This is a genomic window from Gardnerella sp. DNF01195, from assembly GCF_049244175.1.
GTDB classification, from domain to species: domain Bacteria; phylum Actinomycetota; class Actinomycetes; order Actinomycetales; family Bifidobacteriaceae; genus Bifidobacterium; species Bifidobacterium leopoldii.
Window position 1 is genome coordinate 580,602 of record NZ_CP058383.1, and the last position, 25,695, is coordinate 606,296.

Genomic DNA, 25,695 nt, shown 5'->3' on the forward strand with positions numbered 1-25,695 from the left:
TGCATATTACAAATTATGTATAAGCAGAAACATAAAGAAGACACATTATTGAAGTGAGGAATAATGACGAAGAAGATCATGAGTGCAAAGCATCTTGCTGATTTGCAAAAGTCTATGAAAAAATCTAGTAACAGCGTTATTTACGCGCCACTTTCTAAGAGCGTGTGCGCAGCTATGCTCGCAGGTGCTATGGTGATTGGGGGGGGGGGTATTCGTTTCTACTCCTTTGCCTGCGTATGCTGACGGCTATGTAAGTGGTGATGGTGCTCGCGTTTATTACGGCTACAAAGCTGACGCTGATTACAGTAAAGAGCGTTTGCTGATTAAAGTAACATATTATAAAACTAAGGCTGACGCGCTTAAAGGTGGAAACGATGGTGTTGATCCGCTTGGTAAGTTTGTGCGCGTTGAATATACTTCTAATAATCCTGAGGATGCCAATAAACAACCAGATAAGTGGGCTTTAAGACCAACTTGGTGGTTTGGTGTGCCAAATGGTTTGAAAGCAGATACGATTTCCCAAATCCGCTTGGTAAGGAATGAGCGAGGAACTCAAGAGGCTTCTAGTCCATCTACTCCTGGCGCTAAAAAGTTGAAAAATGCTTCAAGGCAAGGCTATGTTGTAGCAAGTGACCACACGTATAACAGCATAGATCAGTGGAAACACAGTGTTTCACGCGATTATTACTCTGGTAGCGACAAGACCATCGATGGCAAGGGTTGGCAGCGTATGGTCGGTATTGGTGGTAAATCAGGAGATTACGATAATTCTGGTAATACCAGAGATCAGTGGAATATTTACAAGGATGGTAATGCTAACGGTCTTCAAGGTATTTTTGCTGACTGGGAGTCTGCTGGTCAACGCTACTACGAAATGTCGTATGTAGCAGAAATGACAGATGATGCTTGGAAGCAGCGCGATCAGAAGCCGCTATTGTTTGTTGCAGGCATTTACCGCGGTGTTGGTAATTGGCGTTACGTTGCAGGCAGCACGATGCGTGCACCAAAGATTGCGGATCATTTGGAATTGAAATATCCTAAGCCGACGCCTGTAAAGAATCTTGACTCGCTTGATGATAATGAACAGAAAGCAGTAAAAACTGCTATTAATGATGCTAATAAGAGTAACGATAAAGACCATCCAAATCTGTTTGATCAACTGGTAGCAGAAAACGGCATTAGTGTTGATGCTAAAGGTAATGCGACTATTACTTTTACAGACGGCACTAAGCGTGTTATGCCGGCTAGCTTATTGGTATTAAAGAACGAAACAGATAAAGACAAGTATAAGCCAACGCTTCCAGCTCGTACGCCTGTAGTGAAGTTGTCGAAGCTCACGTCTGATGAAAAGACTGCGGTAACTCAGGCAATTATTAATGCTAATGGTGGTTCTACGCCTAATGCCTTCTTGCAGAATGTGAAGAAAACTAACAACCATTATGAAATTCGCGTTCAAGAAGACGGCAGTGCAAAAGTTACTTATGCTGATGGATCAGAGCTTACTATTCCTTCTACAGATTTGGTGTATCAAGGCGCAACTATCGCCGATTGGGCACCGTATCGCGTTCCAGTTCCTACGGAAGTAGATGACCCATCTAAGTCATTAACTCAAGATCAAAAGACTACTATTGCGTCGGCATTTGATGAAGCAAATAAGAGTTTCCCTGTTTATCAAGCTGCTAAAAAGCATAACAAGAATACGTCTCCTGTAACGTTTGATAACAAAAACAATGCTGTAATTACCTGGGCAGATGGTTCACAAACTACCATTCCTGCTTGGATGTTCTTGAAGAAGAAGCCGACGCAAGCTACAAAGCCTGAGCAAAAGCAAACTACCAAAGAGTTTACGGTTGATTTGCCGGCAACACCTACGGAAGTTAATTTCGATCCATTTGATAAGAATGCAACAGTTGGTCAGGATCAACTTAACAACCTTGAAGCTTCATTGCAAGCTTTAACAGCTAAGGACGCAAGCGATAGTAATAAGACTGTAACTCTTACTTCTGCAAAGATTGATATTGCAACTGGTACGGTAACTTTTAAAGCTAAAGGATATGAAGATAGAAAGTATCCAATCGGCATCTTCTATAAGAAGAAGTCAACTGGAACTGGTACTCAGAATCCTACGCAGCAGACGCCTACGAGCAAGACCGATACTGACACAGATAATCCAAAGAATACGTTTACATATAACGTTAGAAAAATTGAGATTGATGGAGATAAGCCAAATGCTCAAGATGCCATTAAGGCACTAAAGCAGTTTGTAACAGACAATTACGATAATGTATCTGAAGCTGATCTATCTTCTATTAGTGATAGCATTACTGTTAAAAAGACTTGGACTCCAAAAAATGGTACTCACAATATGGGTGCGTATGAAGCTTCAGGTAGTAATTATGGACCAATGAGTTCGTTTAGTATAGTAGGCAATGACTTTGGCATCCAGGTGATTGGCCACCCATGGGCTGACAACGATGATAATGGTGACTGGGATTCCGCTCAGACAATGCCGTTGTTTACCATCAAACCCAGCGATTTGTATGTTAAAAAGGGTAATACTCAGCAGACTCCTACGGATAACACTATTGATCAGCTGAAGGCTCTTGCTAAGCAGCTTTTGGATGAGAAGAAAAATCTTACTAAATCTGACTTTACAAGAGCTGGTTTAGATAAAGATAAAATAACTGATAATGCTATTGATAAAATGAATGATGCCGGAGAGCTTCGTGATCTTATTAAGAAGCTGAGTGAAGCAAAGCATGCTGATCGTATGTACAACTCTGCTGGTGACGTTGTAGTTGATGATCCAAACAAGCTTACTGAAGATGATTTCAAGAAGGCTGTGGAAGCGTTCGTAAAAGCTAACTACGATAAGAGCGACAATTTCCATGCTAATACTGTTACTACAGCTTTGCCTACTGATTTAACTCCAAAGTCTGGCACTATTGATATGGAGATTGCTGACGATAATATTAAGTCAGTTACTTCCAGTAAGACTGGCGATGCCGCTGATTATAAGTCAATGGTATTTAAGGATGCCAAGGGTACTCAGCTTTTCACTGTTGCTATTAGCTACAAGAAGAAGGAAGAAACTCCAAAGCTTAGCGACGATGCTCTTAACGAGATGAAGAAGCAAGCTAAGGAGACTATCGATCATAATCCAAATCTGACTAAAACGGATAAGGAAGGTTTTGATAATCGTATTGCTACAGCAACTACTGCTGAGCAGATTCAAGAGATTTTGAAGGAAGCTGCAGAGAAAGCTGCTGAAAACGCAAAATCTACAGATCCAACAGTTAGTAACGAAATAAGCGGCAATCAGAAGGGTACTGACGCTGAGAATCAGAAGAAACTTGATGCCGCTAAAGAAGCTGCCAAGAAAGCAATCGAAGCTCTTAAGAATTTGTCAAAGGAACAAAAGACGGAGTTTGAGAATCAACTTGACGGTGATGGTGTTAAGACTCCTGCAGACGTCCAGAAGATTGTTGATGCTGCAAAGCTAGCAGACGAGCTTAAGGGTGCTAAGGATGAAGCGCAAAAAGCAACGTTTGTGTTCCTCGATCACGGTAAGGGTGGAAAAGATGATTCGTCTGATCCAAACCACGCTGAGGATGCTGCTCTTAATGAATTGCTCGGCGGAACTCCTAGTAAGGATCAAACGCTCACCGAGTTGGAAAATGCTCTAAAGGACAATAATGCTACTGCAGAAAGCATCAACAAGGCTCTTGCAAAAGCAAAGCTACAGAATACAAGTAACGAGCAGAATGCCAAGAATGCTGGTATTGCGAAGCTTGAAGCTAAGAAAGCAGAGCTTGTTGCAGCATATAATGCTTTAAGTGCTGATCAACAGACGAAAGCTAAAGATAAGTATGATGCTGCTATTAAAGCTATTGATGATGCTGAATCTGCTGTTAACAAAGCAACTAAGCCTTCTGAAATCAAGAAGGCTGTTGATGGCGTAGATACTTCGCTTAATGCTGCTAAGGAAGATATCAAGAATAATACGCCTAAGCGCGATACTTCTAGTATCACCAACGATCAAGATTCTGCACTTGCCGAAGAGAAGAAAGCTGCTCATGATCGTGTCAATAAGACTAATCTCTCTCCAGAGGAAAAGAAGCAGTACAATGATGCAATCGATGCTTCAACAAAGCTTGGCGACCCAACTGGTATTGCTAACCGAGCTGAAAAGCATCAAAAGATTGAGGATGCTAAGAAGCAGATTGCTGATCTTAAGTATTTGAACAAGGCTCAAAAGCAGTATTATGAGGATCTTCTTGATAGCACTGATGCTTCTGATCATGCTGACGGCAAGGATGACATCGATGATGCTCTTGAGCAAGCGTTGAACTTGAACGGTGTGATGAAGCGTTTGGCTGATCTTGCTACGAGTGCAGACGCGCTTAAGAAAGATGATAAAGATAAAAAGTATTCTTCTGCTGAGCAAACTAAGAAGGATGCTTTCGATGCTGCTTTGAAGGCTGCAAACACTCAACTAGATAAGGTTGATGGCGCAGACAGCGACAATATTAACGCTGACGGTGCTAACGCTTTGTACAACGATTTGCTTACAGCTATGCAAGGCCTTGATAGCACTGTTAAGGGTGTTGGTTTGTACACTGACGACTTGCAAAAAGAATACGATGCTGATGTTGCTTTGAAGGATAATCCTGTATACAAGAATGCAACTAAGAATGTGAAGGAAGTATTCGACAAAGCTCTTGAAGCTGCAAAAGCTGCTCTTGAAAATGCAACAAAGAATCCAACTGCGCTTGGTGCTGATGCTGCAGTTCAGCAGAATGCAATCGGTGCTGCTCTTGCTAACTTAGTGAATGCTCGCAAGGCTCTTGACGGCATTGATACAACTGCATTGCAAGCTGAAGTCGACAAAGATAAGCCTTTGAAGAATGATGTGAAGTATAAGAATGCTTCTGATGATAAGAAAAAGGCTTTCGATAAGGCGCTTACGGCGGCTGAAGATGCAATTGCGGATGCTGAGGGCAGGAAACAGTTGGCTGCCGGCGAGGATCCAAAGACTCAAGAACAGAAGCAAAAAGCTGTTAATGATGCATTGGCTGCATTGCAGAATGCTGCTAAGGATCTTGATGGTAAGGAACAAAAGCCAACCCCGGCTCCTTCTGTTGATAAGAGTGATTTGAAGGCTCTTGTTGATGCTGCTGGGCAGGTGAAGGATTCTGACGCATATAAGTATGCTGATGCTGATAAGCAGGGTGCTTACGATAAGGCTATTAGTGATGGTCAAAGCGTGTTAGCTAAGACTGATGCTACGGCTGATGAGGTTGCTAACGCTGTTCAGGCTATTACTACTGCTAAGACTGCGTTGGACGGTAAGAAGCCAACCCCAAACCCAACCCCAAACCCAACCCCAAACCCAACCCCAACTCCAACCCCAACTCCACTGCCGAGCCCAAGCCCGCTGCCAACGCCTGGTGCTGGAACTGGTAATGCTGGAACCGGCAATACAGGAACTGGTGATACTGGTTCTGGTTCTGAAGCTGGTTATGGTGTGAATGATAATGCGCCTACTACTGTGGATAAGGGCGAGCTGAACATTCAGATTCAGGGTGCTGAGTCTGATTCGCAGCCTGGAAATGCTGGTAACGGTAATGCTGGTGCTGGTGCTAATACTGGTAATGCTGCCAACGTAGCTGGTAAAGCTGGTGCTGGCGTAAACTCTGGTAATGCAGGTAACGCTGCTAACACCAATGCTGCCAACGCTAACGCTAATAATGCTAATGGCGCAAATTCTGCTGCTATGAATGCAGCTGTTGAGAATAATCCGGCTGTGAAGCAGGCGGATGCTCAAGTTGCTAAGGCTCAGGCTGTTGTGGATGCTGCTTTGGCTGAGGCTAAGAAGGTTGCTGCTGATCCTAACGCTACTCAGGCTCAGGTTGATGCTGCGGTTCTGAATCTTTCTGCTGCTCGTAAGGCTTTGGCTGCTGCTAAGGCTCATGCGGCTGATGTTCGTGCTTCTGTGCGCGCTCAGGTGTTGAAGAGTGGTAGTGTTGCTCAGCTTAGTAAGACTGGTAGTGACGTGTCTGTGTTTGGCTTGTTTGCTGCAACTCTTAGTGCTGCTGGTGCTGCGCTTTTCTCGGCTAAGCGTCGTGGTACTTCTCGTCATAGTAATAAGTAGGATATTTGCTAGCTGGTCTGGTTATTGCAGATCAGCTAGTTTTAGAGCTGCTTAATGCTTGCTTAATTGTATTCAGTAAGTTTGCTGAGTATTGGGTTAATTAGCATAATGAAGTTAATGTAAAATGTGCCTCGCTTTGCGTCTTTCTTTACTACGCAAAGTGAGGCATTTTTGTATGCGAATATTTTTATCTAACACGAATTGAAACAGTCTTGAAAATATGGGAGAATTACCACATGACTACAGTTATTATGCATACTTCTGAAGGCGATATAAAAATCAATTTGTTTGACAGTAAAGCGCCTGAAACCGTCAAAAATTTTGTTGGCTTAGCTACCGGCGAGCGTGAGTGGCTTGACCCATTCAGTGGAAAACCTTCGCATGAGCCATTTTACGATGGTTTAACTTTCCACCGCATTATTAAGGACTTCATGATTCAGGGTGGCTGCCCACTTGGTAACGGAACTGGCGGTCCTGGATACGAGTTTGACGATGAAATTGACGCATCTTTGAAGTTTGATAAGCCTTATTTGCTCGCTATGGCAAATGCTGGAAAGCGTCGCGGTCGTGACGGTCGTTTGCATGGCACTAACGGTTCGCAGTTCTTCATTACAACTGTGCCAACTCCATGGCTTGATGGTCACCATACAATTTTCGGCGAAGTTGCTGACGATGAATCGAAGGCGGTTGTCGATAAGCTCGAGGCTGTCGCAACTGATCGATCTGATGCTCCTCTTGAGCCTGTAGGTATTATTTCTATTGAAGTTTTGTGATTAAACATTATGTGATTTAATATTCTTTAATACTACAGTTCTCAATTACTAATCCGACATTTTCTATACGCTTGTGTACAGAAAAGGTCGGATTTTTGCTGTAAGGCGGCAGAAACTTTACAAGCGTGCAACGAAAAGGTCGGATTAATAGAATCTAAATGCGAATATAAAGAAAGCGAGTCTTATAGCAAGCGTAATAGCTCACTATAAAACTCGCTTTGGTTTATATCAACCTTCTTCTATTGTTATCCGTTGTAAGTATTGTTATTGAAGCACTTGCAATTCAGTTTTTGCTTCCGTACTTCTGCATTTTATGCTTTCACGCTTTGATACAGCGATGAGCCGGATTCTTGGAACTTTTTGCTCATCTCTTTCATACCATCGGCAATTGCCTGACTGCGTGCTTCTTCAACGAGCTGCTCCTGCTGAGCTGCTCCGCCAAAACGCTTACGAATATTTTGCGAAATAGCCATCGAGCAGAACTTTGGTCCGCACATCGAGCAGAAGTGCGCCATTTTTGCCGGCTCTGCAGGAAGTGTTTCGTCGTGGAAGGCGATTGCGGTATCCGGATCGTAGCTTAAGTTGAACTGATCCAACCAGCGGAACTCAAAGCGAGCCTTACTGATTGCGTTGTCGCGATCCATAGCATGTGGATGGTGCTTAGCAAGATCAGCTGCGTGGCAAGCAATCTTATACGCAATCACGCCTTGCTTCACGTCGTCCTTATTAGGCAATCCCAAATGTTCCTTAGGAGTCACATAGCAAAGCATTGCAGTTCCGTATCGTGCAATCTCCACGCCACCAATTGCGGAAGTAATGTGGTCATAGCCCGGTGCGGTATCCGTAGTCAAAGGACCAAGCGTATAGAATGGAGCATTCTGGCAAATCGCCTTCTCCATCTCAATGTTCATACGCACAGTGTCGAATGGCACGTGACCAGGACCTTCAATCATCACCTGCACGTCATGCTTCCAAGCGATCTTTGTAAGCTCGCCAAGTGTCATAAGCTCGGAAAGCTGAGCCGCATCGTTAGCATCAGCCAAGCTACCTGGACGCAAACCATCGCCCAAAGAGAATGCAACATCGTACTTTGCGAAAATCTCGCATAATTCTTCAAAGTGCGTATACAAGAAGCTCTCTTGATGATGCTGCAAGCACCATTCAGCCATAATTGAGCCACCACGAGAAACAATACCGGTTACGCGGTTTGCAGTAAGCGGCACGTAGCGAAGAAGCACGCCAGCGTGAATAGTCATGTAGTCAACGCCCTGCTCGCACTGCTCAATAACAGTGTCGCGGAAAAGCTCCCAGCTGAGCTTAGAAGCATCATCCTCAACTTTTTCCAAAGCCTGATACATTGGAACTGTTCCAATTGGCACAGGGGAGTTGCGCAAAATCCATTCGCGCGTTGTGTGAATATCGTTACCGGTGGAAAGATCCATAACGGTATCCGCACCCCACTTCGTGGCCCACGTAAGCTTTTCTACTTCTTCGTCAATAGACGACGTAACAGCAGAATTACCCATGTTTGCGTTGAGCTTAGTTAAGAAGCGTGAGCCAATAATCATAGGCTCAGCTTCAGGATGGTTAATATTGCAAGGAATTACAGCGCGTCCTGCTGCAATTTCTTCTCGAACTAGCTCTACATCGCAATTTTCGCGCGTTGCAACGTATTGCATTTCCGGAGTAGTAATTCCGTGACGAGCGTACCACATTTGCGTAATCGGATGATCTGCGCCCTTCATTGGCTTATGCGTGCGACCACGCCATTCTTTAGAAGCTTTGCCTCGCTTAATTGCGCGCTTGCCGTCGTCTTGAAGATTGCGCCTGCGACCCTCATATTCCACAACGTCACCGCGGTCGCGAATCCAGTCAAGTCGAAGCGGAGCCAAGCCTTCCTTCGGATCGCACTTTGGACCTTCAGTATTGTAATCCTTAAAAGGCGGGTTAGGACCTACGCCAGGAGTATCCGAAAGCTTAATTTCCGTATAAGGAACTTCCAAATCGTAAGAACCATATTCATACTCAAAATGAACTGGAGTTGTTTTGCGAATATGAGCTTTATCGCGCTGAGTGCAACCACGAGCTGCAATGTCAACTCGCTGTTGTTTAGCTAATTTCGCAGCATCCTTTGCTTCTTTAGCGTTAATAAAAGTTGGTTTCTTTTCTTGAGTTTCTGAAGATTTTGATTCAGAATTTTCTGCAACTATTACTCGCTTGGCGTAGCCGTGCTTTTCTTCGCCTCGCACAGCTTTCCAATGTTCAACAAACTCACGCATAGTTGATTCTGGTGTTTCTGAAGAATACAGTGCTTCAGAAACGAACCATCCTGCAGCCTTAGTGTGAGCGATTGTATCGATATCGTCGAGCGCAGTTCTTCCGCCAACTAGAACTGGGAAATCACTTGCGGAACAAATCGTATTGATTTTCGCTTCGTCCAGCGTTGTGTGGTTTGCTTCCAATTCGTAAGCGGCAGTAGTGCTTTCGCATCCTTCTTCAGGATTGTGCATTGCTGTTACGCAAATGTAATCAATGCATCCATCTGGCAGTTCGTTTATTACTTTAACTAAACTTTCGGTTTCAACAGATAAGCCGATTACAGCATCTTCGCCAAGAAGTGCGCGAGCCTCTCTAGGCTCCATGTCGCTTTGTGCTAAATGCACTCCGTCAACTTTGATGCTTTGATTGCGAGCTTGCCAAACGACATCAACACGTTCATCGATAACAAAAGTCACAGAATCGCATTTGTTATTGTCTTCGATGATTTGTGCAATATCGCGTGCAATAGTAGTGATTTCTTTAGCGTTTTCATTGTTGCAATGAAGACGAATAAAAGTCGCTCCAGCGCGCAAAGCATCATCGACAATATCTGTAAGTGGACGATTATTACAAGCTTGTGGGTCTGCAATAAAGCAGGCACTTAGATTAAATTGATTACGCATTGATGCGTACGGATAATTCGATGTCATACTAAAATCGTTGCTCCCTACGTTGTATTAACTAACAGGTTCGAAGGGTTAGGCAAATTAATACCATCTCAGCCTTCTTTCGAAAGCACCCCTGCAAAATGTCGAATTACCAGTAAGTTTACACGATTATGTGCATTTAATTGGTGGTGGGTATGTTGCGAAATTCTTTAGCGTTCGTGATGATTGATTGCGCGTGAAATAAAATCTCCCAAGCTTTGCACAATCTGCACGAGGATAATGCAAAGAATAACAGCCACTGTCATCACATCGTATTGATAGCGCTGGTATCCGTATCGTATTGCAATATCTCCGAGTCCGCCTGCGCCAACTGTTCCAGCCATTGCGGAGAATCCAAAAAGCGTAATAAATGTAAGCGCAGCTCCGCGAATTAGCGAAGGTAAAGCTTCCCACAGCAACACTTTGCAAACAATTTGCAATTTGCTTGCTCCAAAGCTTTGTGCTGCTTCAATTAAGCTTCCGTCAACTTCGGCTAAAGATTGTTCAACTACTCTAGCAACGAATGGTGCAGCAGTAATTACCAGTGGCACAATAGCTCCAGGAACTCCCAAAGAAGTGCCAACTATGAGACGAGTAAAAGGAATTATTGCAACTAATAAAATAATAAACGGCACAGAACGCACGATGTTAACAATCCAGCCTAGAACTGCGTTAATTGGCGCGTTAGGGCAAATACCTTTTTTGTTTGATGTAATGAGAAGTACGCCAACTGGAAGTCCAATAAGGTATGCAAAAAGTGTTGCAACTGATGTCATTACGAGTGTGTCTTGCACGCCTTCAATAAGTAAGTCACCGTAGTCGTTAAAAAATTGTGTAGCAGCTTCTAACATTGTTATTTCACCTCATTGGTAAGCGCGTTTGTTTGTGCGTCTGTTGCCTCGTTTGCAAGCGTGTTTGTAGTTTTAGCACGATGATTTTCTTGTTTTTCATCTGCAATAAGAGTTCGCAAAATATCGCTTTGTGGATTTGCAAAAAGCGTATCCGTGTCACCTAATTCCACAATGCGTCCGCCATCAATCATTGCAACTCGGTCGCAAATATTTCGTGCTACAGCCAGCGAATGTGTAATAATAACAAGTGTTACGTTGAGTTCGCGGTTAATTCGGCGCAATAAATCAAGGATTTGCGCAGTAGTTGTGGAGTCCAGTGCGCTTGTTGCTTCGTCGCAAAGCATAATCGACGGATTATTCGCCAATGCTCGTGCAATTGCTACGCGCTGCTGCTGTCCGCCTGAAAGTTGGCTAGGGTAGCGGTTTGCAAAATCTTTTAAACCAACTAAGTCAAGCAAGTAGTTTGCGCGTTCTTCTCGTTCCTTTTTTGCAGTGTGATTTAACTCTAATGGGAAAGTGACGTTTCGCAATACTGTACGTTGCTGGAAAAGGCTAAAATTCTGGAAAATCATGCCAATATTAGTGCGTACTTTTGCAAGTTCTTTATCTTTTACTTCGCTAATATCATTTCCGTCAATAATAATTTTGCCAGAAGTTGGTCGCTCAAGCAGATTCATGCAACGAACTAGCGAAGACTTTCCTGCACCAGAAGAACCAAGGATTCCGAATACTTCTCCCGATTCAATAGTCAGATTAATGTCGTGTAATGCTTCATTCGCTTTGCTACCTTTGCCGTAGCTTTTGTGAAGATGTTCGATCTGAATCATGCTTTTCCTTAACAGATTATTGCTTTCTGTGTGAAATATACTTCGTTACTAACTAGAGTTACTAACTAGAGTTACTAACTAGCGTCATTAACTAGATTATTGACTAGCACGCACATTACGTATATTACACGCTTATAAAATAATGCCGCAAAGCATACACGAAGCATACACATGCGGCATTAGGTGGCTACATTGTGAGTATTATTTAGAAAACAGGAAGCACAGCGCCTTTGTAAGTTTTAGTAATATAGTCGCGCACTTCGCTTGTCTTCAAAGCTTTGAGTAAGGCTTTGATTTTTGCAAACTTTTCAGAGCCCTTCTTTACTACAATAATATTTTCATAAGTTTTAGCCGCAATGCCACCAACTTTTTCTGAAGTAAGTGGGTCTTTAGTTGGGTTAAAACCAGCTTGAATAGCGTAATTGCCATTCATGGCAGCAAGATCCACATCCTTAATGGCAGTAGGAACTGTTGCCGCTTCAAGTTCTTTAAACTTCAAATTCTTAGGATTCTCAGTAATATCTTTTGTAGTAGCGTTAATATCCTTTGGATTCTTCAACTTAATCAATCCAGCATCTTGCAAAAGAAGCAATGCGCGAGCCTCATTAGTAGGATCATTTGGAACTGCAACAGTTGCGCCATTTGCTAATGCTTTAATCGTCTTGGTTTTTCCTGGATACAATCCAAATGGTTCAAAATGAATTCCACCTACTGAAACAAGATGAGTTCCCTTTTCCTTATTGAAGTTGTCAAGATAAGGCAAATGCTGATAGTAGTTTGCGTCAACTTCGCCTTCTTCAGTAGCTGTATTTGGCTGCACGTAGTCAGTAAATTCCTTTACTACTAGCTTGTAGCCTTCTTTTTGCAAGATTGGCTTTACAACCTTATTTAAGATTTCAGAATGCGGAGTAGGTGAAGCAGCAACAGTAATAGTTTTGTCATCCTTCGCTCCTGCTTTTGAGCTACCGCAGCCACTTAAAGTGAAAGTCGCTAATGCTGCCAGTGCTGTAATTGATGCAATAACTTTAATTTTTCGCATATTTCCTGCTCCTTGTTCGGTGAAATTCGTTTAAAGTTAAATCCCCTTCGCGAGTAACGAATTATCAATATAGGCGAGAAAAATCAATAATTCTATACTTTGCTTATTAGTATTATTTATGACGTGTTAATAATTCGCATACTTGCAGTGTGGAAAGAGAAAAAATAAGTTTTTCAACACGTCGCTTACTTGCAATGAAGCTATCTACTAGACTGTAATGTATGAGTTTTTTGCGATTGGCGTTAGCGCAGATAGATACCTGCGTTGGGAATATTGATAGCAACGTTGAAAAAGTTTTGAAGTATGCTGCGCGCGCAAAGCAGTCGGGTGCTCGCATGGTTGTATTTCCTGAGATGACTTTGACTGGGTATCCTATTGAAGACCTCGCCTTGCGTGCCACGTTCCGCACAGCTGCACAAAAAGCTGCAGACTTGCTTGCATCAAAACTTTCAGAAGAAGGCTTGGGGGAGCTTTACGTAGTAGTTGGAACTGTTGGCTTTGACGAGTCTGCTGGAAAGCCTCGAAACAGGCTTCTCGTATTGCATGAAGGCAAATCTGTGTTGCAATACGACAAGCATTTCTTGCCAAATTATGGTGTTTTTGACGAGTTTCGTATTTTCTCTTCTGGCAATAAGTGTGAGCTGCTGGAAGTAGATGGAATACGTCTAGGTTTTGCTATTTGCGAAGATATTTGGCAAGACGGCGGTCCTGTTGCGCGTTTGGCAAAACTTGGTATCGATGCGCTAATAACTATGAACGGTTCTCCATATGAGGAAGGTAAAACTCATGTGCGTTTGAGTTTGGCTCAAAAGCGCGCTGTTGAAGTCAATGCGCCGGTTGTGTATGTGAACCAGGTCGGTGGTCAAGATGATTTGGTTTTTGACGGTGGAAGTTTTGTTGTTGATTCTGACGGAACTTTGCTTGAACGCTCGGCAATGTTCGCTGAAGATTTGTCGTTTGTTGATTTTGATAACTCGCTGAAAAAGCAGAAAGTTTCAAGCATTGCTTCAAAACTTGACGCAGACGAAGAAGTGTATTGTGCGTGTGTTGTAGGTCTTAGAGATTACATGCGTAAGAATGGTTTTAAGGGTGTGTGCTTAGGACTTTCTGGAGGAATTGATTCTGCTTTAGTAGCTACTATGGCTGCCGATGCTTGCGGTGGAGCAAATGTATATGGTATTTCTATGCCAAGCATGTACTCTTCGGACGGTTCTAAAGACGATGCGCGCGATTTAGCAGAGCGAATTGGCGCTCACTACGATGTGCAACCAATTGAACCGCTTTTTAAAGCTTTCCAATCACAACTTTCCTTAGAAGGAGTTGCTGCAGAAAACTTGCAAGCTCGCGTTCGTGGCGTAATCGTAATGGCATATTCAAATTCGCGCGGTGTTTTGGCGCTCGCAACTGGTAATAAATCGGAGCTTGCTTGCGGATATTCTACTATCTATGGCGATGCGGTAGGAGGGTATGCTCCTATTAAGGATTTGCTTAAGACGCGCGTTTGGGCACTTTCTCGTTGGAGGAATCGCGCTGCGAATGCTGGAGTAGGTATTGGTATGCTGCCAATTGTTGGATATGAGGATTCTCAGAAAGCGAAAGCTCCGCAAGATGGCGTGCTTATTCCTGTTAATTCTATTATTAAGCCTCCGAGTGCAGAGTTGCGTCCAGGGCAAAAGGATTCTGATTCTTTACCTGAGTACGATTTGCTCGATCGCGTTTTAGAGGCTCATATTGAGCTTGCTCATGGTAGAGCAGATTTGCTTGCAGATGGTTTTGACGAGCATACTGTTGACACGGTTATGCGTTTAGTTGATCGCGCAGAATGGAAGCGCAGGCAGTATCCGCTTGGACCAAAAGTAAGCGCTATTGCTTTTGGCAGGGATCGCAGAATGCCTGTTACCACAGCTTTTCGTGAATAAATGTGATATATTTCACTAGATTTTTTGCAAAACTACTCGTGTATGCGTTTACATATGCTTTAACATTGTTATTAGGGCAGCGTGAAGATGCGTTGCGGGTACAAAAGGAGTCTAAACATGACATCAGTTGATGCACCAGTTCTCAGTGAAGAGGATCTTCGTACCGAAGCGTGGAATGGTTTTACTGACGGAAATTGGAAAAAAGACATTGACGTACGCGACTTTATATTAAAGAACTATACGCCATATGAAGGTGACGAAAGCTTCTTGGCAAATGCCACTGAAAAAACGAAGCACATGTGGAAGTATCTCGACGACAACTACTTGGCTGTTGAACGTGAACGTCGTGTTTATGATGTTGAAACTCATATCCCAGCAGGCATTGACGCAATGCCAGCAGGCTACATTGAAAGCCCAGAAGTAGATAACGTAATCGTCGGTTTGCAAACTGATGAGCCTTGCAAGCGCGCTATGATGCCAAACGGCGGTTGGCGCATGGTTGAGCAGGCTATTAAAGAAGCTGGCAAGGAAGTAGATCCTCAAATCAAGAAGATCTTCACCGTCTACCGCAAGACTCATAACGATGGTGTATTTGGCGTTTACACCAAGAATATTAAGATTGCTCGCCACAACAAGATTTTGACCGGTTTGCCAGATGCTTACGGCCGCGGTCGTATTATTGGCGATTACCGTCGTGTGGCTCTTTACGGCGTGAACATGCTTATTGAGTTCAAGAAGCGCGACAAGGATTCGATTCCATACCGTAATGATTTTACCGAGACTGAAATTGAGCATTGGATTCGCTTCCGCGAAGAGCATGACGAGCAGATTAAGGCTTTGAAGCAGCTTATTAACTTGGGTAACGAGTACGGTTTGGATTTGACTCGTCCAGCTAAGACCGCTAAGGAAGCTGTTCAGTGGACTTACATGGGCTATCTTGCTTCTGTTAAGAGCCAGGATGGCGCTGCAATGAGCTTTGGTCGCGTTTCTGCATTCTTTGATTGCTACTTTGAGCGCGATTTGAAGGCAGGTTTAATTAACGAAACCGACGCTCAGGAAATTATTGATGCTCTTGTTATGAAGCTTCGTATTGTGCGCTTCTTGCGTACTAAGGATTACGACGCAATCTTCTCTGGTGATCCTTACTGGGCAACTTGGTCCGATGCAGGCTTCAGCGAGGACGGTCGCACTTTCGTAACCAAGACTTCGTTCCGTTTGCTCAACACTTTGACTCTTGAGCATTTGGGACCTGGTCCTGAGCCAAATATCACTATTTTCTGGGATCCAAAGCTTCCAGAAGCTTATAAGCGTTTCTGCGCACGAATTTCTATCGACACTTCTGCAATCCAGTACGAGTCCGATAAAGACATTCGTGAGCACTGGGGTGACGACGCTGCTATTGCTTGCTGCGTTTCTCCAATGCGCGTCGGTAAGCAAATGCAGTTCTTCGCTGCTCGCGTGAACTCTGCAAAAGCTTTGCTTTACGCAATCAACGGCGGTCGCGATGAAATGACCGGTATGCAGGTTATTGATAAGGGTGTTATTGACCCAATCAAGCCAGAAGCTGACGGTACTCTCGACTACGAGAAAGTTAAGGCTAACTACGAGAAGGCTTTGGAATGGCTTTCCGAAACCTATATTGAGGCTTTGAATATCATCCACTACATGCACGATAAGTACGCTTACGAGTCCATCGAAATGGCTTTGCATGATAAGGAAGTTTATCGTACGCTTGGTTGCGGCATGTCCGGTTTGTCTATTGCTGCAGATTCCTTGGCTGCTTTGAAGTATGCAAAGGTTTACCCAATCTACAACAAGGATGCTAAGACAACTGAAGGCCACGAGTACGAGTACATTGAGGGTGGCGACGACGACTTAATCGTTGGCTACAAGACTGTTGGCGAGTTCCCAATTTACGGTAACGACGACGATCGTGCAGACGACTTAGCTAAGTGGGTTGTGAGCACTGTTATGGGTCAGGTAAAGCGTTTGCCTGTGTACCGTAATGCTGTACCAACTCAGTCCATTTTGACTATCACTTCTAACGTTGAGTATGGCAAGAACACTGGTTCCTTCCCATCCGGTCACAAGAAGGGTACTCCGTACGCTCCAGGCGCAAACCCAGAAAACGGCATGGATTCGCACGGCATGCTTCCTTCGATGTTCTCCGTTGGAAAGATTGATTACGACGATGCTCTTGACGGCATTTCGCTTACGAACACCATTACTCCTGATGGTTTAGGTCGTGACGAAGACGAGCGCATCAGCAACTTGGTTGGCATTTTGGATGCTGGCAACGGTCACGGTTTGTACCACGCGAACATCAACGTGTTGCGTAAGGAACAGCTTGAAGATGCTGTTGAGCACCCAGAAAAGTATCCGCATTTGACGGTTCGAGTTTCCGGCTATGCAGTGAACTTCGTGAAGCTCACTAAGGAGCAGCAGCTCGACGTTATTTCTCGTACATTCCACCAGGGTTCAGTTACTGACTGATTTGGTTGATTAGTAAACACCGCCGGGAGCGAGGCTAGTTTCGCTCCCGGCTTTTGTTAATTGCGTATATTATTTATTATTTATTTATAAATAGTTTGGAGGGCAGTTAGATGGCTGAAAACACAGCGTTTCGTACCACAACTCAGCATATGTTGAAGGAGTCAAAAGAGTATGCTCGCCAAACTTTAATGGGTGGACTTTCCGGCTTTGAATCTCCAATTGGATTAGACAGAAAAGATCGCCTTGTAGCTCTTAAAACTGGCGATATTGGATTTGTGCATTCGTGGGATATTAACACTTCTGTTGATGGTCCTGGTACTCGTATGACAGTGTTTATGAGTGGCTGCCCGCTGCGCTGCCAGTATTGCCAGAATCCTGATACTTGGAAAATGCGCGACGGAAAGCCAGTCTATTTAGATGCGATGATTAAAAAAGTTGACCGTTATCAAAGTCTTTTTAAAGCAACAGGCGGTGGGATCACTTTTTCTGGCGGCGAATCCATGATGCAGCCGGCTTTTGTATCTAGAGTTTTTCGTGCTGCAAAAGAGATGGGCGTTCATACTTGCTTGGACACTTCCGGATTTTTGAATCGCAATTATACGGATGAAATGATTGAAGACATTGATCTTTGCCTTCTTGACGTTAAATCCGGAACTGAAGAAACGTATAAAAAAGTAACTGGCGGCTTACTTCAGCCAACTATTGACTTTGGTCAGCGATTGGCGAAGGCTGGTAAGAAGATTTGGGTGCGTTTTGTGCTCGTTCCAGGTTTGACAGACAGCGAAGAAAATGTTGAAAAAGTTGCTGAGATTTGCGATTCGTTTGGTGATGCTGTTGAGCATATTGACGTGCTTGGCTTCCATCAACTAGGTCGTCCAAAGTGGCATGAGCTTCGAATTCCGTACCCTCTTGAGAATCAAAAAGGACCTTCTAGAGCACTTAAAGAGCGAGTTGTAAACCAGTTCAAAGACCACGGTTTTGTTGTGTACTAGACTGAACCTCGATGCGTTTTAGGCAATTTTTGCGTATTGTATTGTTTTTTTTTAAAGGATTTTGTATAATTACACAAACACCCTTTTTAGAGAAAGGATACGCAATGAAGCGCAGAATAGGTTGTTGGATTGCATTAGCTTTTGCATTAGCGTTAGCTATTTTTGCACGGTGTAACGATCAGTTTGGCTTTGGCACAGCGCTTATTATTTTAATTGTTTTGCCGATAATTTTGTTGCCGATAAATATCGTTGCGGCTTTCGATAAGAAACTTCTTATTGAAGTGCCAATAATATCTATTGCTATAACCATTGCTACAGAACTTGCCACTTTCCCAATAAGAGATTTAGGTTTACATACTGTCTACGTTATCCCAACGGTTTTAGTTTCGGCAGTCGCATTTACTCTTACTAGATTCCTTAAAACTAAGCTTGTTAAACGCATAAATGACGAAATAGCAAACAATAAAACAGATTGATTATTTAATTGATTATTTATTTTTTGAATAGTCGTAGTTGTGTGCGAAAGTTGAAGCCGTGTTAAAAGATGCATAATCTATAACACGGCTTAAATATATCTTGCGCAACATTTTGCAAAAAGTACAGAATAAGTTGCAAAAAACGTAAGAATTTGGCTAAAGCATGCAAATCGGGAGGCGTACTTGAACGAGGAACCAAAGCTTTTAAAAGAGCCTAGAGAAGGAGTTCCAGAAGTCATTGATACGCTTGAAGCATATAAAGATTATTGCAGCTTGTTGGCATCAGGTTCCGGTTCTTTAGCTGCAGATGCTGAGCGAGCTTCCGGTTTTAGATATGGTCATGAAGATTGGCTGATTCAGTTTAAACGCAAAGGTGCAGGAATCGGGTTACTGGATCCAATAGAACTTACAAAACTTGGAGCCGATTGGAACGAATTTAACAAGGCAGTAGGAGATGCGCCTTGGATTATCCACGATTCGATGCAAGATTTGCCAGGATTTTTCGATATTGGTTTGCGTCCTCGTGCTTTATTCGATACCGAGATTGCGGCTAAATTACTTGGTAGAAAGCGCTTTGGTTTAAGCTCTGTAACTGAATATTATTTGGGTTTGACCCTCGCAAAAGAACATTCCGCAGCGGACTGGTCTTATCGTCCACTTCCTAGAGATTGGCGAAATTACGCGGCTTTAGACGTTGAATTACTTATTGAGCTAGAAGAAGTAATGCGCGGTGAGCTAAAAAAGCAAGGTAAACTTTCTTGGGCGGAAGAAGAATTTAAACACTTACTTAGTAAGGGTGCACAAAAGAAAGCTCCGCATCCGCGTCCATGGCTTAAAATATCGCATATAAGTGTGCTTATGCACGATCGTGTTGGTTTAGTTATTGCGAAAGCATTGTGGCAAAGGCGAGATGCTTTAGCGCGTGAATATGATATTGCGCCAACTCTTCTACTTTCTGACGCTGCGATTATTGAAGCTGGTAAGCGTAAACCTAGTAATGCGCGCGCGTTTCGTGCTATTCGTTCTTTGAATGAGCGAGTGCGAGTACACACTGGCAGTGAGCAAGACAAAATGTTCGAGCGTTACGCTCCAATTCAGCGCAAAATTAAACCATCTATTTGGAAAAACGTTATAGAGAATGCTATTTTGCGCGCTAAATCTGGTGAAACAGCTATGGATGATGTGCATCCAGTATTACCGAATGGAGCTATTCAACTTAATTCGCGCGAATCTCGTAAAACGAGCGTACTTAAATCAACAGATACTGACGAGTCACAAGGTTCTAACGATTGTCAGGATTGCCATGATTCGTCAGATTCGCAGTATTTACAGGATATGCAAGATTCCCAAAGCGCTCCTAGATCTATGAAATATTGGCGAGAACATCACCCTAAGCGTTATGAGCGTTTACAAAGAGTAAAAGCTGAGTTAAATCAAATTTCTGAATACACTCATACTCCTGCAGAAATTATTATCAAACCGCAGATTATTCGTAATCTTTGCTGGCATGATGATGCGCAAGATATTGATGTTAAAACATTCCTAAGTGAGCATGGCGCTCGCGAATGGCAAACCCGATTGGTAGCTGAGTCCGTAACTCGCGCTATCATGTAACGGTTGTGCCATACGGCAGAAGCTAGAAAAAACGTAATTTCAGGAGCGCAAGCGTGAAAATCAGCGTCAGGAATCTTGAGCCAACTAAAGTTAAGCTCACCATTACCGCAGATCTCGAAGACTTCAAACCATTCTTGGAAGAAGCTCGTAAGGAGATTGCTAAGCAAATTAACGTGCCAGGTTTCCGTAAGGGACATGTGCCAGGCAAGATTGTAGATCAGCGCGTCGGTTTCGCAGCTGTTGCTGGCGAAGCCGTAAATTCCGCTGTACCAGAGCTTTATTCCAGGGCTTTGGAAGAAAAGAAGATCCGCCCAATGGATCAGCCAGAATTTGACGTTCAGGAAGTTCCAACGTCGACTGATGCAGATGCAAGTCTTAAGTTTGTAGCAACAGTTGAGCGTCGTCCAGATTTCAAGTTGAACAAGTTCAAGGGCGTTGAGATTGAAGTTGAGAAGCCAAAGGTTTCCGACAAGGATGTCAAGGAGCGCTTAGAAAGCCTCCGTCAGCGTTTTGCTACTTTGGTTGGTGTTGATCGTCCTGCAGCTAAGGGTGATTACACTAACATTGATTTGGAAGCTCGTATCGATGACGAAGTAGTTGATGCACAAGAGGGCGTAAGCTACGAAATCGGTTCCGGTGTGTTGCTTGACGGTTTGGATGAGGCTTTGGATAGCCTTTCCGCCGGTGAAGAAACCACCTTTGAAGGTACTCTCGAGTCCGGCAAGCACAAGGGCGAGAAGGCTCAGATTAAAGTTAAGGTTAATTCCGTAAAGACTCAGGAATTGCCAGAGCTTGATGATGATTTTGCTCAGGAAGCTTCCGAGTTTGATACTTTGAAGGAATTGAAGGCAGATATTCGCAAGGCTTGCGAGCAGGCTGCTGAAGGTCGTCAGGCAACTAATGCCCGTGACGCATTCCTTGTTAAGCTTCAGGAAGAAGTTGAAATTCCTGTGCCAAAGGGCGTTTTGGACAAGGCTGTTTCAGAGCATTTGAAGGGCATGACCCCTGATCCTGAAAAAGCTACCAAGAAGCAGAAGGACGAAGCTCAGCAGGCTGCTGAGAAGGAACTTCGCGACCAGATGGTTCTTGACGCTTTGGCTGAACAGATGGATGTGACTGTTTCCCAGGCTGACGTCACCAACTTCTTGGTTTCTGTTGCTCAGCAGTACGGCATGGATCCAAACCAGTTCATTAACGCAATCGTTAACAACGGTCAGCTTGGTTCTGCCGTGCAGGAGGTTGCTCGTTCTAAGGGCTTGCTTGCTGGTATGCGTGCTGTAAAGTTCGTTTCCGGCGGAGAAGCTCTTGACTTGAGTGCATTCTTGTCTGAGGATGATGACGAAGACGAAAGCGTGAAGGCTGCTTCTGCTGCTGCAGAAGTTGCTGACGAACTTTCTAAGTAGTATTTTTCAAACAAGAGAAAGTTTATACTTTCTCATATTTGCTAAAACCCAGGGCTTTTGCTCTGGGTTTTTGTGTTGTTGTTATACTTTAAATAAATGAAAACAAATAAAATTAAAAACAAATAACATAAGGAAGGCTGCTGCTAATGGAAAAACGCAATTTGCAAATAGTAGGCAGTAAAAAACTTTGTAAGTGTTTGAGCTACGTTTTTACATGTTTACGATTAAGTCTTATTGCCTTTTTTGTTGCAGTTATGGCTGGGGTTGGTGCAATATTATTAACTCTGTTACTACATGCTGTGCAAAACGTAATGTTCGGATTTTCAGAATCCGCTCTTAAACCTTCGCCAGTTGGATTGCCAATATTGCACTACGTTGCTGTTGTATTAATTGTGATGTCTGTTGCTGCAATTATTTGGATGTGGTTATGGACAAAATCTTCTAATCATATTGTCGATATAGCTCATGCTGTTAGTGGCCAATCGATGCCATTTAATACGACGATTATCCATGTATGTTTACAAATTTTTATAGTTGCTTCTGGCGCAAGTTTAGGTAGAGAAGTTGCGCCTCGAGAATTAGCTGCAATGCTCACTCAGAAGTTACTCTGCTTTATTCGAGTCAGTGAATTTCAAGCTCGCGTTTTGGTTGCAAGTGCTGCTGGTGCTGGTTTAGCTGGAGTTTATCGCGCTCCAATAGCGGGTGCGATTATGGCACTAGGTTTGGTTGCAATTCCACGTTTTTCTCACGAATCGAAATCTTCTTTAAAGCGTTTGAAATGGTATTGGCTTATACAAAAATTTAGTATTTTTGCTATTGCGTTATGTATAAGTGAAATTGCATCATTGACTACTATTTTTGTGCTTGGGGATGAACCTTACTATTGTTTGCCAAGTCTTAATGACATCCATATTGTCAACACTACTGTGTTGCTACTTGCAATTATAGTTGGCATTGCTTGCGGTATTGTTGGCACTCTTTTCCATAAGATGATTCGTTGGGCTCGCTCTAAGTGTGCTCGCAATTACCAAATTTTATATTTTTTGCCATTAATGGGCTTAGTAACGGGATTAGTTGCATCGTGGAATCCAGCAATTATGGGCAATGGCAGAGCTTTAGCACAATACGCATATAATATTGCAAAAACAAGTATTGCAATTGACAAAAACTCTTTGGTAACTTTGCTTCTACTATTTGTTGCAAAAATAATTTTAACAAGTTGCACTCTTCGAGCTGGCGCAAGTGGTGGTGTGCTTCAGCCGAGTATGTCGTCTGGGGCTTGCGTAGGGCTGATCGTAGGTTTTATAAGTATGAACATTCCAGTTGTTGGTGGCATGCTATCAAGTCAGCCAAAAATATTGATAATAGCTGCTATTTTTGGCGCTGCAAGTCTGTTAACTGCAAGCCGAAAGTCATTGTGGTTTGCGCTTTTTTTGGTAGCGCAATTAGTGAATGCGCCTATGATTATGATTATTCCGATGGCTGTTTCTTGTGCTGTATCTAGAAGCATAGCGATAATACCAAAAATTTTTATGCGCAAATAATGTTTGAATTTTTAGTATGGAAAATACAATATGTGCAAAATAAATGCGCCTATGCTAGTTCAGTATTAGCAAAGGCGCATTTATTGTAAGTAAATATTTTTTAGTTATGTTGATTACTTTAGTTATTTTTTTAATTAATTATTAGAGCTGAATTCTTTATCTGCGATAAAAGTTCCATCATCGTTTGAGAAGATGAAATGCACTCGTACTGGTGCAATAATTTTTTCTTTCATATCATCCGATGCTGATTGTGGCATCAAGTTCGAGAGGCTATCGCCGTATGTTTGCATTCCAGTCTTTAACGCTGTAATTTCTAAATCAGATAGGTGCCTTTTGAACTTTGCATTTATATTGAGCTGATCACCTTTAGTGTCAAACGTTATGTTGAATGGTGAGCTGCTAGTGGCATCATTAAATCCATTAGTGAGTTTTTTAGCTTCTTCTGGATGGCAATGTACGTATTCTTCAATATTTGCGCTTTTTGGTGCAGCGCAATTGTAATGCGGTTTAAGATTAGTTGAAATTACGTAGCCACCTACTGCAACTATTGCTACTACTATGACAACAATAAGCCAAATGTATTTTGACTTATGAGCACTTGTATTTGTTGCATTTGGATAAGCGTTTGCAGGATAGTTGTTGACTGGTTGTTGATTATTCTGATATAAGTTTGGTTGGTAACCATTATTTGGATTTACATTATTAGGGTAATTGTTGTTCTGGTATCCGTTATTTGGGTATCCGTTGTTCTGGTACCCATTGTTTCCATAACCATTGTTTGGGTATCCGTTATTTGGATTTACATTATTTGGGTATGTATTATTTTGGTAACCATTATTTGGATACTCGTTATTTGGCATCGGAGCAGGCGAGTAGTTGTTGTCTGGCAATTGGTTAGGATCCATAATTACTCCTTATAATGAATTGATAATCCAATAAAAATATACTCAATAATGCATACTAACGTGAGGTAATAAGTAAAAATTACATCTGTTGATATGAATAAAATTTTAGAAATTTGGCGTAAAACATTCAATTCAAATCATATTCGCAATATTTTCTATGCGGTCATGCGCACAAGGTAGTGTAGAAATAATTACGTGGTAACAAGGAGATATAGTGACTGAGCTTTTTACAGCTTCTCCTGTGATGGAACAGGCTGAAGCGCCTACATCAACTGATTCTATTTTTAATCGGTTGCTAAAAGATCGCATTATTTGGTTGGGATCTGAAGTAAAAGACGAGAATGCCAATGTTATTTGCGCGCAAATGTTAATGCTTGCTGCGGAAGATCCTAAGAAGGATATTTGGTTGTATATTAATTCGCCTGGAGGTTCAATTACTGCTGGTATGGCAATTTACGATACTATGCAATTAATTGAGCCAGATGTTGCAACTATTGCTGTTGGCATGGCTGCATCTATGGGTCAGTTCTTGCTTAGTTCTGGCACTCCTGGTAAGCGTTATATTACCTCACATGCTCGTGTGCTTATGCATCAACCTTCTGGCGGTGTCGGTGGCACTGCTACGGATGTGCGAATTAACGCAGAGCTTATTATGGATATGAAAAAAACGCTTTCTGAATTGACTGCAAAGCAGACTGGTCATACGGTAGAGGAAATTTACCGAGATAACGAATACGATCACTGGTTTACAGCTCAGCAAGCTTTGGAGTATGGTTTCGTAGATAAAATTGTGACCACTCCTGCTTCTATGCGCGGTGAGGAGTAATTATGGCAAGTGAAGAAGCAAAGTTTGTTGCGCGTGCTGAGCGTTTAGCTGGTTTTGGCGGCGTTACTTCTGCTCAGCGCATTACTAATCGTTACGTGTTGCCTCAATTTGGCGAGCAAACTCCATATGGCATGAAAACGCAAGATCCTTACACTAAGCTGTTTGAAGATCGCATTATTTTCATGGGTGTGCAAGTAGATGACACTTCTGCTGACGACATTATGGCTCAGTTGCTTGTTTTAGAAAGCATGGATTCTGATCGCGATGTGATGATGTACATTAATTCACCTGGCGGTTCGATGACTGCTATGACTGCGATTTATGACACAATGCAATACATTAATCCAGATGTTCAAACTGTTTGCTTAGGTCAGGCTGCTTCTGCTGCTGCTATTATTCTTGCTGCTGGAGCTGCTGGTAAGCGCATGATTTTGCCAAATGCTCGTGTGCTTATCCATCAGCCTGCAATGGGTCAAGATTTTGGTAAAGCTACTGAAATTGAGCTTCAAGCTAAGGAAATGTTGCGTTTGCGTTCTTGGTTAGAATCAACTCTTGCAAAGCATACTGGTCAAGATATTGAGCGCATCCGTAAAGATATTGAAGTGGATACTATTTTGACTGCTCCAGAAGCTAAAGCTTATGGAATGGTTGACGAAGTGCTTGAGCGCAGAGCATAATTCAATCTTTACAACTTAGCGAGTATTTATCAATTCTTGCATTTCTTAACAACAAACCCCGGTCGACACGCCGGGGTTTGTGTTTTAGCGCGGATGGTTGTATATTAGTCAAGTTGCCGGAAACAAGGACATGGTTCTTGAGGCTGGAAACATGCGCCAGTAGCCCAACGGATTAGAGCATCTGACTACGGATCAGAAGGTTGCAGGTTCGAATCCTGTCTGGCGCACAAACAAAA

The 25,695-nt window shown here is 42.9% G+C and carries 16 protein-coding genes, 1 tRNA gene and 1 riboswitch; of the genes, 12 read left to right on the top strand and 5 right to left on the bottom strand.

The genetic code is table 11. From position 1 onward, the window contains the following. Window positions 1–196 precede the first annotated feature (196 nt). Both HXT43_RS02080 and HXT43_RS02085 read left to right on the top strand, forming a co-directional pair. Complete coding sequence (locus tag HXT43_RS02080) at window positions 197–6,154, top strand: hypothetical protein (RefSeq protein WP_421781054.1); 5,958 nt, start codon at window positions 197–199, stop codon at window positions 6,152–6,154. Window positions 6,155–6,390: 236 nt separating this feature from the next. After that, on the top strand, window positions 6,391–6,927 hold the full coding sequence (locus HXT43_RS02085) for a peptidylprolyl isomerase (RefSeq protein ID WP_116971074.1): 537 nt from the start codon (window positions 6,391–6,393) through the stop codon (window positions 6,925–6,927). A gap of 311 nt (window positions 6,928–7,238) precedes the next feature. Here the strand turns inward: HXT43_RS02085 and thiC are convergent, their stop codons facing one another. The 4 genes from thiC to HXT43_RS02105 all read right to left on the bottom strand — a co-directional run bounded on the left by thiC (window position 7,239) and on the right by HXT43_RS02105 (window position 12,610). Continuing rightward, entirely contained in the window at window positions 7,239–9,896 is a 2,658-nt protein-coding gene (gene thiC, locus HXT43_RS02090) for a phosphomethylpyrimidine synthase ThiC (RefSeq protein WP_004119078.1), read from the bottom strand. Next, a riboswitch (TPP riboswitch) is annotated at window positions 9,894–9,999 on the bottom strand. It overlaps the preceding gene by 3 nt. A 64-nt stretch (window positions 10,000–10,063) precedes the next feature. Next, the gene (locus HXT43_RS02095) at window positions 10,064–10,744 is read right to left on the bottom strand and encodes a methionine ABC transporter permease (protein WP_004106344.1); all 681 of its coding nucleotides are present in this window, start codon (window positions 10,742–10,744) and stop codon (window positions 10,064–10,066) included. Between the two features lie 2 nt (window positions 10,745–10,746). Next, window positions 10,747–11,571 (bottom strand): methionine ABC transporter ATP-binding protein, encoded by an 825-nt coding sequence (locus HXT43_RS02100; protein WP_004106342.1) that lies wholly within the window; start codon window positions 11,569–11,571, stop codon window positions 10,747–10,749. A 205-nt stretch (window positions 11,572–11,776) separates the two neighbouring features. Beyond that, entirely contained in the window at window positions 11,777–12,610 is an 834-nt protein-coding gene (locus tag HXT43_RS02105) for a MetQ/NlpA family ABC transporter substrate-binding protein (RefSeq protein ID WP_004106340.1), read from the bottom strand. Between the two features lie 221 nt (window positions 12,611–12,831). Here HXT43_RS02105 and HXT43_RS02110 point away from each other — a divergent pair, with 221 nt between their 5' ends. From HXT43_RS02110 to HXT43_RS02140, 7 genes are all read left to right on the top strand, one after another. Further along, window positions 12,832–14,529: an NAD+ synthase gene (locus HXT43_RS02110; protein ID WP_410294736.1), complete on the top strand. Its 1,698-nt coding sequence runs from the start codon at window positions 12,832–12,834 to the stop codon at window positions 14,527–14,529. Between the two features lie 117 nt (window positions 14,530–14,646). Then, on the top strand, window positions 14,647–17,022 hold the full coding sequence (gene pflB, locus HXT43_RS02115) for a formate C-acetyltransferase (RefSeq protein ID WP_004106337.1): 2,376 nt from the start codon (window positions 14,647–14,649) through the stop codon (window positions 17,020–17,022). Window positions 17,023–17,132: 110 nt separating this feature from the next. Next, window positions 17,133–18,014: a pyruvate formate-lyase-activating protein gene (gene pflA / locus HXT43_RS02120; RefSeq protein WP_004106335.1), complete on the top strand. Its 882-nt coding sequence runs from the start codon at window positions 17,133–17,135 to the stop codon at window positions 18,012–18,014. Between the two features lie 104 nt (window positions 18,015–18,118). Further along, window positions 18,119–18,490, top strand: coding sequence for a hypothetical protein (locus HXT43_RS02125; protein WP_004119085.1), 372 nt, complete (start codon window positions 18,119–18,121; stop codon window positions 18,488–18,490). A 183-nt stretch (window positions 18,491–18,673) separates the two neighbouring features. Then, window positions 18,674–20,104 carry an HRDC domain-containing protein gene (locus HXT43_RS02130; RefSeq protein ID WP_117008742.1) on the top strand — a complete coding sequence of 477 codons (1,431 nt, stop codon included), beginning with the start codon at window positions 18,674–18,676 and terminating at the stop codon, window positions 20,102–20,104. Between the two features lie 53 nt (window positions 20,105–20,157). After that, window positions 20,158–21,507, top strand: coding sequence for a trigger factor (tig, locus tag HXT43_RS02135; protein ID WP_004119087.1), 1,350 nt, complete (start codon window positions 20,158–20,160; stop codon window positions 21,505–21,507). 254 nt (window positions 21,508–21,761) lie between these two features. Next, window positions 21,762–23,051, top strand: a complete 1,290-nt coding sequence (locus HXT43_RS02140; protein WP_223293626.1) for a chloride channel protein — start codon at window positions 21,762–21,764, stop codon at window positions 23,049–23,051. A gap of 134 nt (window positions 23,052–23,185) precedes the next feature. Here the strand turns inward: HXT43_RS02140 and HXT43_RS02145 are convergent, their stop codons facing one another. Further along, window positions 23,186–23,956, bottom strand: coding sequence for a hypothetical protein (locus HXT43_RS02145; protein ID WP_004106326.1), 771 nt, complete (start codon window positions 23,954–23,956; stop codon window positions 23,186–23,188). Between the two features lie 214 nt (window positions 23,957–24,170). On the opposite strand from HXT43_RS02145, the gene HXT43_RS02150 reads away from it, so the two are divergent. From HXT43_RS02150 to HXT43_RS02160, 3 genes are all read left to right on the top strand, one after another. Continuing rightward, the gene (locus HXT43_RS02150; protein ID WP_004106325.1) at window positions 24,171–24,782 is read left to right on the top strand and encodes an ATP-dependent Clp protease proteolytic subunit; all 612 of its coding nucleotides are present in this window, start codon (window positions 24,171–24,173) and stop codon (window positions 24,780–24,782) included. 2 nt (window positions 24,783–24,784) lie between these two features. Further along, entirely contained in the window at window positions 24,785–25,459 is a 675-nt protein-coding gene (locus HXT43_RS02155; protein ID WP_004106323.1) for an ATP-dependent Clp protease proteolytic subunit, read from the top strand. 153 nt (window positions 25,460–25,612) lie between these two features. Continuing rightward, window positions 25,613–25,686 (top strand) — tRNA-Arg (locus HXT43_RS02160). Window positions 25,687–25,695: the final 9 nt, after the last annotated feature.

Coding starts and splice junctions, on each gene's coding strand:
- HXT43_RS02145 (WP_004106326.1), bottom strand. CDS start 23,956: ATGGATCCTAACCAATTGCCAGACAACAACTACTCGCCTGCTCCGATG.
- pflA (WP_004106335.1), top strand. CDS start 17,133: ATGGCTGAAAACACAGCGTTTCGTACCACAACTCAGCATATGTTGAAG.
- thiC (WP_004119078.1), bottom strand. CDS start 9,896: ATGACATCGAATTATCCGTACGCATCAATGCGTAATCAATTTAATCTA.
- HXT43_RS02100 (WP_004106342.1), bottom strand. CDS start 11,571: ATGATTCAGATCGAACATCTTCACAAAAGCTACGGCAAAGGTAGCAAA.
- HXT43_RS02095 (WP_004106344.1), bottom strand. CDS start 10,744: ATGTTAGAAGCTGCTACACAATTTTTTAACGACTACGGTGACTTACTT.
- HXT43_RS02125 (WP_004119085.1), top strand. CDS start 18,119: ATGAAGCGCAGAATAGGTTGTTGGATTGCATTAGCTTTTGCATTAGCG.
- pflB (WP_004106337.1), top strand. CDS start 14,647: ATGACATCAGTTGATGCACCAGTTCTCAGTGAAGAGGATCTTCGTACC.
- HXT43_RS02085 (WP_116971074.1), top strand. CDS start 6,391: ATGACTACAGTTATTATGCATACTTCTGAAGGCGATATAAAAATCAAT.
- HXT43_RS02110 (WP_410294736.1), top strand. CDS start 12,832: ATGAGTTTTTTGCGATTGGCGTTAGCGCAGATAGATACCTGCGTTGGG.
- HXT43_RS02155 (WP_004106323.1), top strand. CDS start 24,785: ATGGCAAGTGAAGAAGCAAAGTTTGTTGCGCGTGCTGAGCGTTTAGCT.
- HXT43_RS02140 (WP_223293626.1), top strand. CDS start 21,762: ATGGCTGGGGTTGGTGCAATATTATTAACTCTGTTACTACATGCTGTG.
- HXT43_RS02105 (WP_004106340.1), bottom strand. CDS start 12,610: ATGCGAAAAATTAAAGTTATTGCATCAATTACAGCACTGGCAGCATTA.